The sequence below is a fragment of the Pseudomonas sp. BN417 genome, assembly GCF_029871205.1.
GTDB lineage: Bacteria > Pseudomonadota > Gammaproteobacteria > Pseudomonadales > Pseudomonadaceae > Metapseudomonas.
In genome coordinates this window covers 1-8,059 of record NZ_SSOJ01000016.1, presented here as the reverse complement: position 1 = coordinate 8,059, position 8,059 = coordinate 1, and the positions used below count along the sequence as shown (strand labels likewise).

At 66.3% G+C, this 8,059-nt stretch carries 7 protein-coding genes; 2 read left to right on the top strand and 5 right to left on the bottom strand.

Translation table 11 applies throughout. From position 1 onward, the window contains the following. Positions 1 to 320: 320 nt before the first annotated feature. The 5 genes from E8F11_RS00530 to leuS form a co-directional block, all read right to left on the bottom strand. Positions 321 to 1,625 carry a lytic murein transglycosylase gene (locus E8F11_RS00530; protein ID WP_280286850.1) on the bottom strand — a complete coding sequence of 435 codons (1,305 nt, stop codon included), beginning with the start codon at positions 1,623 to 1,625 and terminating at the stop codon, positions 321 to 323. A gap of 58 nt (positions 1,626 to 1,683) precedes the next feature. Next, complete coding sequence (arfA, locus tag E8F11_RS00525) at positions 1,684 to 1,839, bottom strand: alternative ribosome rescue factor ArfA (protein ID WP_280286849.1); 156 nt, start codon at positions 1,837 to 1,839, stop codon at positions 1,684 to 1,686. A 72-nt stretch (positions 1,840 to 1,911) separates the two neighbouring features. Continuing rightward, entirely contained in the window at positions 1,912 to 2,949 is a 1,038-nt protein-coding gene (gene holA / locus E8F11_RS00520) for a DNA polymerase III subunit delta (protein WP_280286848.1), read from the bottom strand. 40 nt (positions 2,950 to 2,989) lie between these two features. Beyond that, on the bottom strand, positions 2,990 to 3,598 hold the full coding sequence (lptE, locus tag E8F11_RS00515; RefSeq protein WP_280286847.1) for an LPS assembly lipoprotein LptE: 609 nt from the start codon (positions 3,596 to 3,598) through the stop codon (positions 2,990 to 2,992). Positions 3,599 to 3,659: 61 nt separating this feature from the next. Next, positions 3,660 to 6,281: a leucine--tRNA ligase gene (gene leuS, locus E8F11_RS00510; protein WP_280286846.1), complete on the bottom strand. Its 2,622-nt coding sequence runs from the start codon at positions 6,279 to 6,281 to the stop codon at positions 3,660 to 3,662. Between the two features lie 254 nt (positions 6,282 to 6,535). Here leuS and E8F11_RS00505 point away from each other — a divergent pair, with 254 nt between their 5' ends. After that, positions 6,536 to 6,973 carry a hypothetical protein gene (locus tag E8F11_RS00505; protein WP_280286845.1) on the top strand — a complete coding sequence of 146 codons (438 nt, stop codon included), beginning with the start codon at positions 6,536 to 6,538 and terminating at the stop codon, positions 6,971 to 6,973. Between the two features lie 26 nt (positions 6,974 to 6,999). Further along, positions 7,000 to 7,761 (top strand): YdcF family protein, encoded by a 762-nt coding sequence (locus tag E8F11_RS00500; protein ID WP_280286844.1) that lies wholly within the window; start codon positions 7,000 to 7,002, stop codon positions 7,759 to 7,761. The last annotated feature ends 298 nt before the right edge of the window (positions 7,762 to 8,059 follow it).

Genomic DNA, 8,059 nt, shown 5'->3' with positions numbered 1-8,059 from the left:
GGATGGCCCCTCACGCCGGGCCCCCGGAGCAATGATGGAGCGAGGGAACCCGACGAAGTCGGGCCGGATGCAGGGGCGAGCGTTCTTGGTTACTTCTTTGGCGTTTGAAAGAAGTGACTCGCCGGGAGGCGAAACCGGGACTCGCAGCCCACTCGATAAGCAACTCGGCTCAGGACGTTCTAGCAACACTTCATGCAGACATAGCCAATGAATTCGCCCCTACAGGGCCGGGGAAAACCGGATGTAGGGAGGAAATCGCAAAGCGATTTCCACCAGACGGGGCCAGTCTCCGTGCCTGAGGGCAGGCCGTCTGACCCTTTCTATCGCTGGCGCAGGTTCTCCAGCAGTTTCTGGGTCGGGAAGCCATCGGCGGGCCAGCCCAGGCGTTGCTGGAAGCCGCGGATCGCCTTGCGGGTGTTGGCGCCGATGATGCCGTCCGCCGCTCCTGGCGAGTAGCCGGCGGCGGCCAGGGATTCCTGCAACTCGACGCGCTCGCTGCGGCTCAACGGGCGCTCGTCGCGGGGCCAGCTGCCGACAAGTTCGCCGCGCCCATCGAAGCGCTCGCCCAGCAGGCTGACGGCCAGGGCGTAGGACGAGGAGTTGTTGTACTTGAGGATGGCGCGGAAGTTGTCCAGCACCAGGAAGGCCGGGCCACGATGGCCGGCGGGCAGCAGCAGGTAGGCGGATTCGCCGGCGAGACCGGAGGCTTGCGGGCCGGTCTGCACGCCCATGGCCTGCCATTGCTCCAGCGGCTTGCGGATGTCGGCGTCGGCCTGGGCGTAGTCGAAGCCCTGGGGCAGTTGCACCTGCAGCGCCGCGGGTTGGCCCATGCGCCAACCGGAGGCCTGCAGGTAGTGCGCGGCGGAGGCCAGGGCGTCGGCCGAGGAGTTCCAGATATCGCGTCGGCCGTCGCCGTCGAAGTCCACCGCGTGGCTGTTGTAGGTGGTGGGGATGAACTGGGTCTGACCCATGGCGCCGGCCCAGGAGCCGAGCATGCCGGAGGGCTGGATATCGCCGTGCTGGATGATCTCCAGGGCGGCCAGTAACTGCGCATGGGCGAAGGCCGGGCGGCGGCCTTCATAGGCCAGGGTGGCCAGGGAGCGGATCACCGATTTGTCGCCCATGAACTGGCCGAAGCTGCTTTCCATGCCCCAGATGGCCACGAGGGTTTCGCGGTTCACGCCGAAACGCTGCTCGATGCCGTCGAGTGTCGCCGCATGCTCGGCCAGCAAGGCCTGGCCCTTGCGCACCCGATAGGGCGAAATGGCGCCTTCCAGGTATTCCCAGACCGGCCGGGTGAACTCGGGCTGGCTGCGGTCAGCGGTGATCACGCTGGGATCAGGGGTGACGCCAGCGAAGGCGCGGTCAAAGGTGGCGGCGTCGATGCCGCTGGCCAGGGCTTCGCGGCGGAAGCCGTCGCGCCAGGCACTGAAGCTGATGGCCGGCATTACCACCGGGGCCACGGCAGAGGCTGCGGGCGCCTTGGCGGCGGATTGGCTGACCTGGGGCTGGGGAGCGGCGGCGGGTTTCTGCGCCGGAGCGTCGGCACAAGAGGAGAGCAGGGTGAGGGCGGAGGCTGCGGCCAGGCTGCGGAACATCAGGCCGGGGGCAGTGGCATCGAACATAAGAAAGTCTCGAGGCTGACGAAGAATCAAGCCGCGACCTTAACATGTTCGGGCCTTTTCAGGCGGCTATAAGCGACAAAGCCTCCCAGTTGTGGGAGGCTTCGCGGCGGTAACTTCCTTTGCCTTTCAGGGGCTTCTCCTGGCGGCAGCGGAAGAGTGGTTGGGCTACCAGGGATTTTGCGCGGTTGGGCGCTGTCTTGCGTTTCTTGGCCATGGCCTGTCCTCGATCGGAGCCCGCGGCAGTGCGGGCGCGCGCATCATCGACCCCTGCTCAGAAAATGTCCAGCTATTCGGCGGCCAGTGGCAGACGCTGGCCGGCCAGCAGCAGGGCAAGGCGCGCGAGGCCGTTCCACGGATCGCCCGCGGCCTGACCCTTGATCTGTGCGTCGATGCGCTGGGCGTCCAGCAGCAACTGGTTCCAGCGCGATGCGGGGTGGCGTTGCAGGGCGCGACTGACCAGGGGCCGACGCTTGTCCCAGACCGGCGGGCGGGCCGCTGCGAAGGCCTTTTCCAGGGGCACGCCCTGGCTGTACTGCTGGGCCAGGCTGGCCAGCAGACGCAACTCGCGGGCCAGCGCCCAGAGGATCACCGGCGGTTCCACGCCTTCACCGCGCAGCCCTTCCAGGGTACGCAGGGTATGGGCGGGCTCGCCGTTGAGTGCGGCGTCGATCAGGCCGAAGACGTCGAATCGCGCACTGTCGGCGACAGCCGCCTGGACGGTGGCGGCATCCACCTGGCCGCCCTCGGCGAGCAGCTTGAGCTTCTCGATCTCCTGCGCGGCCGCCAGCAGGTTGCCTTCGACCCGCGCGGCGATCAGGTCCACCGCTTCCTGGCTGGCAGCGAGTCCGGCCTGGGATAGGCGCTGGCGAATCCATTGCGGCAGGTTGTGGGCCTCGATGGGCCAGACCTGGATGAACTGGACGTCCGGCCCGTCGATCAGGGCCTTGGCCCATTTGGTCTTCTGCGTGCTGCCGTCGAGTTTGGGCAGGCTCAGCAGCAGTACGGTGTCTTCCGGAGGCCGTGCCAGGTACTCGAGCAGCGCTGCGGCGCCCTTGTCGCCCGGCTTGCCGGAGGGCAGGCGCACTTCCAGCAGGCGCTTCTCGGCGAACAGTGAGAGGCTGGCGCCGGCTTCCAGCAGCAAGCCCCAGTCGAAGTTGGCCTCGGCGTTGAATACCTGGCGCTCGCTGAAATCCTGCGCACGGACGCTGGTGCGGATGGCGTCGCAGGCTTCCTGGCAGAGCAGCGGTTCATCGCCGCTGACCACGTAGACCGGTGCCAGTTGGCCCTGCAGGTGTTTAGCCAGTTGAGCGGGATTGAGTTTCATAGGCGCAAATGATCGGGGCCGCTGGTGCGGCCCCTTGTACTCACTGGATGGGCAGTTGCAGCGGCGACTGCTGCGGTTGCTGGGCCTTTTCGGCCTGGCGCGCGGCTTCCAGCGCCTCGGCTTCGGCCTTGGCCTTGGCTTCGGCGGTCTGTTGCAGCTGGTCCAGCTGAGCCGGGGTGATCAGATGCAGGCGCATGACCATCTGCTGGACCATCTCCTGGCGCATTTCCTGGCGCAGTTGCGCCGCCTCCTGGTCGGAGCCGATCAGGTTGTTGCTGTCGAAAACGTAGGTCTTCTGAACGATCAGCTTGTCGTTCATCAGCAGCAGGTCATTGGCGCCGCGAATCTCGTATTGCAGCGTGTGGGTCAGCTCGTACTCGGCGCTGCGGGAAGATTGGGTGTAGGAGGCGGTACGCTGGGTTTCGTCCTCGCGGGCCAGCACCAGGGTATAGGGCGCCCCGGCATGGACCTTGACGTCGTTATTTTCCAGCGCCTCGCGCACGGCCTTGACCGTCGCGCCGTACTGGTTGCGGGCGGTAAGGTCCAGTTCGGTGAGAGCGAAGTCGGCGTCGCCGGTGCCGCGAAGCTGGAAGCCGCAGGCGCTCAGCAGCGCGGTGAGGCCCAGGACCAGCAGATTCCGTTTCATCATGTCTTTGCGTTCCCCTTGCAAGCGGTCCGGCGCCACTCCCGCGGGAGGGCGCCGGCTTCGATCAGTTGGCGACTATGTTGACCAGTTTGCCAGGCACCACGATGACCTTGCGGATGGTGAGGCCGTCGGTGAAGCGCAGCACGTTCTCGTTGGCCCGGGCGGTGGCTTCCACTGCTTCGCGGCTGGCGTCGGCTGGTACTTCGATGTGGCCGCGCAGCTTGCCGTTGACCTGTACCACCAGTTGCAGGCTGTCCTGCACCAGGGCGGCTTCGTCCACAGTCGGCCAGACGGCGTCGATGATGGCGTCGGCATGGCCGAGTTCGTGCCACAGCACGTGGCTGATGTGCGGGGTGATGGGGGCCAGCAGCAGGGCGATGGTCTCCAGGCCTTCCTGGATCAGCGCGCGGTCTTCGGCATTGGCCTGCGGCGCCTTCTCCAGCACGTTCATCAGGGTCATAACGGCCGCGATGGCGGTGTTGAACTTGTGGTGCTGGCCGATATCCTGGCTGGCCTGCCTGATGGCCAGGTGGATGGCGCGGTGCACGGCCTTTTGCTCATCGGCCAGGGCGCTGCGGTCGAGGGCAGCCGGCAGGCCGGCGGCGACGTGGGCCTGGGCCAGGCGCCAGACGCGGCGGAGGAAGCGGTTGGCACCCTCGACGCCGGAGTCGGACCACTCCAGGCTCATGTCCGGCGGCGACGCGAACATCATGAACAGGCGGCAGGTATCGGCGCCGTACTGGTCGATCATCGCCTGCGGGTCGACGCCGTTGTTCTTCGACTTCGACATCTTCTCGGTGCCGCCGATCTCCACCGGCAGGCCGTCGGTCTTCAGTTTGGCACCGATGACCTTGGCCTTGGCGTCACGCTCGACCTCGACGTCGGCCGGGTTGAACCAGTCCTTGCCGCCATTGGCTGCGACGCGGTAGTAGGTTTCGGCCACGACCATGCCCTGGGTGAGCAGGTTCTTGAACGGCTCGTCGGAGCTGACCAGGCCTTCGTCACGCATCAGCTTGTGGAAGAAGCGTGCGTAGAGCAGATGCAGGATCGCGTGTTCGATGCCGCCGATGTACTGGTCAACCGGCAGCCAGTGGTTGGCCGCGGCCGGGTCGACCATGCCCTTGTCATAGGTCGGCGAGGCGTAGCGGGCGAAGTACCAGGAGCTCTCGACGAAGGTGTCCATGGTGTCGGTTTCGCGCTTGGCCGCAGTGCCGCATTTCGGGCAGGTGCATTGGTAGAACTCGGGCAGCTTCGCCAGCGGGCTACCGGCACCGTCCGGCACCACGTCCTCCGGCAGCACGACCGGCAGCTGGTCTTCCGGCACCGGTACGTCGCCACAGCTCGGGCAGTGGATGATCGGGATCGGGCAGCCCCAGTAGCGCTGACGGCTGATGCCCCAGTCGCGCAGGCGGAACTGGGTGCGGGCCTGGCCGAGGCTTTTCTTCTGCAGGGCCACTTCGATGGCGTCGAAGGCGCCCTGGTAGTCCAGGCCGTCGAACTCGCCGGAGTTGATCAACTGGCCGTGCTCGCCATAGGCGTCCTGCCAGGGGGCCGGGGTTTCGTCGCCGGCGGCGGTGCGGATCACCGCCTTGATCGGCAGATCGTACTTGTGGGCGAAGGCGAAGTCGCGCTCGTCGTGGGCCGGTACGGCCATCACGGCGCCTTCGCCGTAGTTCATCAGCACGTAGTTGGCGACCCAGACCGGCAGCTTGTCGCCGGTCAGCGGGTGCTCGACGAAGAGCGGCGTGGGCAGGCCTTTCTTCTCCTGGGTGGCGATGTCGGCTTCGGCGACGCCGCCGCGCTTGCATTCGTCGATGAAGGCCTGCAGTTCGGCGGCCTTGTCGGCCGGCAGCTTCTGCACCGCCAGGCTGGCCAGCGGGTGCTCGGCGGCGACGGCCACATAGGTGGCGCCCAGCAGGGTGTCCGGGCGGGTGGTGAAGACTTTCAGCGCGCCGGCCCGGTCGATGCTCGCCTGGTCGAAGGGGAAGCTGACTTCCATGCCGCGGGACTTGCCGATCCAGTTGCGCTGCATGGTCTTGACCTGTTCAGGCCAGCCGTCCAGGTCGTCGAGGCTACTCAAGAGTTCATCCGCGTAGGCGGTGATCTTGAAGTAGTACATCGGGATCTCGCGCTTCTCCACCAGCGCGCCGGAGCGCCAGCCACGGCCGTCGATGACCTGCTCGTTGGCGAGGACCGTCTGGTCCGCCGGGTCCCAGTTGACGGTACCGTTCTTGCGGTAGATCACGCCCTTCTCGAACAGCTTGGTGAACAGCCACTGTTCCCAGCGGTAGTAGTCGGGCTTGCAGGTGGTGACTTCGCGCGACCAGTCGATGGCCAGGCCCAGGCTGTTCAGCTGGGCCTTCATGTAGGCGATGTTCTCGTAGGTCCACTTGGCGGGCGCGACGTTGTTCTTCATCGCGGCGTTTTCCGCCGGCATGCCGAAGGCGTCCCAGCCCATGGGCTGCAGCACGTTCTTGCCCTGCATGCGCTGGTAGCGGGCGATCACGTCGCCGATGGTGTAGTTGCGCACGTGCCCCATGTGCAGCTTGCCGCTCGGGTAGGGGAACATCGACAGGCAATAGAATGTGTCCTTGCCGGGCTGCTCACTCACTTCAAAGGATTTGTGCGCGTCCCAGTGGGCTTGCGCGGCGGCTTCGATTTCGCGGGGCTGATACTGTTCGTGCATGGCTACTGGCGCTGAAGGATGGAGTTCCCCGGGCCGGTTACGCTGGCTGTCGCCGCGGCGCCCGGGCCCGTGCGGAAATGGAAATTCAAGCGCCGTAGCATACATGACCCCTGCCGGACTGGGGAAACCTTGATTGCACGGGCGGGCGTCCGTCGGCAATCCCGGCGCCGTTTGTCGCAGGCACCTTGCAGCGGGGAACCGAACGCTAAGCTTTTCATAAGCAAGGCAAGCGTTTACGTAGTATGAGGTGCCGGATGGGTGAGTTACGGCGGACGGATTCAGGGAGCGGGCTTTACGAGCGGTTGTTGCACCGGTTGGCCCTGGCGCTGGATGAAGCGGATACGGCGGTTCGCTTGCGCGACGAGGAACCGCTCGAACTGGAACTCAAGGGACTGACGCCCGCCGAGATGGAGCTGATTCGCGCCTATCTCGATCGCGACATGCGCTGGCTCCGGGGCTGGCACGCCGCCGCTGAGGAGTTGGCGGCCATCGAGGAGTTCCCCAGGCGCTCCGCCAGGCCGGAACGTAGCCCGGCCAAGATCGCTGTGTCGAAACCCCAACCCTCGTTCAAGCGCCGCCAGCAGCTCTGCTGCGCCATGTGCGGTACACCGGCCGTCTGGTGTCGCGGCCAGGGCGTGCAGGCCTGCATGTCCTGCGGTTCGCAGCTTTTCCGCACGTCCAATCCCCGTTAGGCTCCCGGGCACCTCTGGAGGTGCCCATGCCGATTCGCTACATCCTCAAGCAATTGCTGCTGCCGCCCGGCGGCCTGTTGTTGTTGTTGCTGCTCGCCTGGTGGTTGCGCCGGCGCATGCCGCGATTGTCTGCGGCGTGCTTCGTCACGGGCCTGGGTGGCCTTTGGCTGATGAGCCTGCCGGTGGTGGTGGAGTGGTCGGCCCGGGAGCTGGAAGCCGAACCGCCGCTGGTCGAGGCCGAGTGGCCGCGATTGGCCGAGCGGGCGGATGCGATAGTCGTGCTCGGCGGTGGCCGCGAACGCGATGACCCGGCCTGGGGCGGCGACCAGCCGTCCGCCATGGCCCTGGAGCGCCTGCGCTATGCGGCGCGCCTGGCCCGCGCCAGTGGCCTGCCGTTGCTGACCAGTGGTGGCCTGCATTTTGGCGAACCGCCCAGCGAGGCGCTGATCATGGCCGACACCCTCAAGCGTGATTACGGCCTGGACGTGCGCTGGCAGGAAGGGGAAAGCCGCACCACCTGGGAGAATGCCGAGTACACGGCGAAGATGCTGCAGCCGCAGGGCATCCGGCGGGTGCTGCTAGTTACCCAGGCCGCGCATATGCCGCGGGCGCGCTGGAGCTTCGAGCGCGCCGGGTTCGAGGTGGTGGCGGCGCCCATGGGCTATCTCGGCGTGCCCAATGGCCGGCCTCTGGGGGGCTGGCTGCCGGAGAGCAAGGCGGTATGGCAGAGCGGGATGCTGCTGAACGAGGCCGTCGGGCTGGTCGCCTATCCGCTGGCTTACGACTGAACTGCCAGGCGTTAGCTCTTCGTGGGGGCGAATTCATTGGCTATGTTTGCGTTAGCTGTTGTTGCATCGAATAAAACGCCCTAACACGGTATTTTCAGACCTCCGCACTTGCCTGATACATCCCTCACCCCCGCCCCTCTCCCAAAGGGCGAGGGGTGACTCGTGCCTGACAGGGTGCGGCAATCCTGATGCCTGGTCATTGCCTGAACCTGTGCAGACGAGGTGGGGCAGCGAATCTGCCCCGTCAGGAGGCCGAGCGGAAGCGTTGCGCAGGGGGACGAGCGGCATGGATGCCGCG

Excerpts from the sequence above, each read along its gene's own strand:
- holA (WP_280286848.1), bottom strand. The coding sequence starts at position 2,949 with ATGAAACTCAATCCCGCTCAACTGGCTAAACACCTGCAGGGCCAACTG.
- E8F11_RS00505 (WP_280286845.1), top strand. The coding sequence starts at position 6,536 with ATGGGTGAGTTACGGCGGACGGATTCAGGGAGCGGGCTTTACGAGCGG.
- E8F11_RS00530 (WP_280286850.1), bottom strand. The coding sequence starts at position 1,625 with ATGTTCGATGCCACTGCCCCCGGCCTGATGTTCCGCAGCCTGGCCGCA.
- E8F11_RS00500 (WP_280286844.1), top strand. The coding sequence starts at position 7,000 with ATGCCGATTCGCTACATCCTCAAGCAATTGCTGCTGCCGCCCGGCGGC.
- lptE (WP_280286847.1), bottom strand. The coding sequence starts at position 3,598 with ATGATGAAACGGAATCTGCTGGTCCTGGGCCTCACCGCGCTGCTGAGC.
- arfA (WP_280286849.1), bottom strand. The coding sequence starts at position 1,839 with ATGGCCAAGAAACGCAAGACAGCGCCCAACCGCGCAAAATCCCTGGTA.
- leuS (WP_280286846.1), bottom strand. The coding sequence starts at position 6,281 with ATGCACGAACAGTATCAGCCCCGCGAAATCGAAGCCGCCGCGCAAGCC.